This is a genomic window from Methylobacterium sp. EM32, assembly GCF_040593685.1.
Classification (GTDB): Bacteria; Pseudomonadota; Alphaproteobacteria; order Rhizobiales; family Beijerinckiaceae; genus Methylobacterium.
In genome coordinates, this window is the sequence record NZ_JBEXZS010000070.1 from 1 (window position 1) to 1,648 (window position 1,648).

Here is a 1,648-nt window from a genome sequence, read left to right on the forward strand (position 1 = left end):
CCGTCTTGGATGTCGAAAAAGAAACGCGGCATCGCATGCTCCGCTCGTGTAACCCGGGAGCGCGCATGTCTCACAGCCGCCAAGGGGCAAAACAGGTGTTGGCGATGATGTGCCCTTATCTCGAAAGACATCGAGGTGCATTAACACAAAGCAAATCAGGCGAATCGCAGCCGCTCCCCCGCCTCTCACAAGACCGATGCGTGAAAATTTCTGCCCGACCATGGTCGTTTCAGCTCACTAAGCGCGTTGCGTTAAGCGAACCCACCTGCCGTGAGTGACAGTGGGCGTGGCGTTCAGTGTGGGAGACGAAAAACGATGCCCATCACATACGACGAAGAATGGAAGCCCGGCTCCGACAAACATTCGAGCGTGAGGCAGGTTTATCGCGATGGGAAGCGGCTCGGCCGAGTACGATCCTGGAAGGCAGAAGATCCTGGCGAGTTGACTGGTGAGTGGTTCACTGTTGAACGATGGGAGAAGGGTCTTCATGTTCCTCAAGAAGGAATGTATGTTGATTTCCAGGAGGCTCTGGAGCGGGTTGCATTCTACAATTTAACACAATAAAAATAAGCGCCTGTGTCATCAATTCTGGCATTTTCCACCTAAGCGCTCTTTCATATTTCTTCTGCCAAAGCAATTTTCAAAATAATTTTGCGATTAATCTATTTTAGTTTCGCTGCCTCACATTTACAAACACAAGGCTTAAAGGGTCCAAAATTATAAATGGCAATAAGTGGTCTGGTTTGCTCTAGCAGCTTACGAGATTTTACTATGATTTGACGCGATGATTCGATTAGCCAGGCATCGTATTCTGAAGCTGTGAAACGCTTGTGAGATGACATCGCCATGACAGCGCTCCTCGCGATGCAGGCGGGAGCGCACGTCTCTCTCAGCCACCAGTGCCTACAGGTTAAAACGGCTGGCGATGGCGGCATCCTGCGCCTGCATTGGGGATTATTCAAGTGAGGTGGCACAGATTATTTGTAATCAGATCAGAAAATTGAGTACCGTTGGCATCTTGTTCAACAGTTCTATGACATGCAGCGAACGCATCTCGAACTTCGTCAATCAGACGCGTGTCTTCCACATCACCTTGCGCCCCTCCAGCACTAGTGGCGCGATTGAGGCAGGCGGCGAGGGTGCTGGATGAGAAGGCAGGTCGGTACTCCATCCTCCCCTGAGCCAGTACTGTCAAACTGCGCCGCTCCGGCCATCGCCCAGGCGCGCATGCAAACTTATCTAGGATGCCTGGCTCGAGAAAACTCGCTCAAGAGAGATCGGTGACCCTCAAGGATAATCCGCTTTGTCTACGATCGATCTCGTGACCTCATTACCGCGAACATTAATGATGAGGTGCAAGCGCTTCGTTGGAATTGCTTGGCGCTCTTACATCCCCGCGCCGCGTTGAAGAAGATTTTCTCTCTCGCACGTCTGTTTGTTATTTAATGAATGCTAACAGAAGATATTTTGTATTTTATTCTGAGTTTTTTCAATATCATAATTACATAATCAGCAAGCATTACATCCTCCGCATCAGATGTTTCTTCTGTGTCCATTACAAAACTAGCCATGCTGTTATCATCATCAATATCTTTGAATTCAATCCAAAGCAGATTGTGGCCGCAAGGAAAATTCTTGATCTGTTGTA

General features: G+C 48.9%; 1 protein-coding gene. It reads right to left on the minus strand.

Annotated features, from left to right (window positions below; all coding sequences use genetic code 11):
- Positions 1 to 1,442: 1,442 nt before the first annotated feature.
- On the minus strand, positions 1,443 to 1,648 hold a 206-nt coding region (locus ABZT49_RS10470), incomplete at its 5' end, for a hypothetical protein (RefSeq protein WP_355285965.1).